General features: G+C 64.0%; 1 protein-coding gene. It reads left to right on the top strand.

Annotation, left to right across the window (positions count from 1 at the left end):
* On the top strand, positions 1-239 hold a 239-nt coding region (locus tag ACFZPT_RS26945; protein ID WP_379559165.1), incomplete at both ends, for a response regulator.

Consider the following 239-nt stretch of genomic DNA (forward strand, 5'->3'; position numbering starts at 1 on the left):
CAGCTGGCGCAACGCATGGCCCAAGGCTTGAGCGAGGCGGGTTTCGCCGTTGAAGTCGCGGCCTACGGCATGGCCGCGCTGCGCTTTGTGGATAGCAGCGTGTACGACCTGGTGTTCCTGGACGTGATGTTGCCGGGCCTGAATGCCTGGACGCTGCAGAAGGCGATCCGACAGCAGGGCGACACGCCGCTGTTGTTCTTGACCACAAAGGGCGGGATCGAAGATCGCCTGCGCGGGTT

The organism is Pseudomonas sp. MD330_10, assembly GCF_042610415.1.
GTDB classification, from domain to species: Bacteria; Pseudomonadota; Gammaproteobacteria; order Pseudomonadales; family Pseudomonadaceae; genus Aquipseudomonas; species Aquipseudomonas rhodesiae.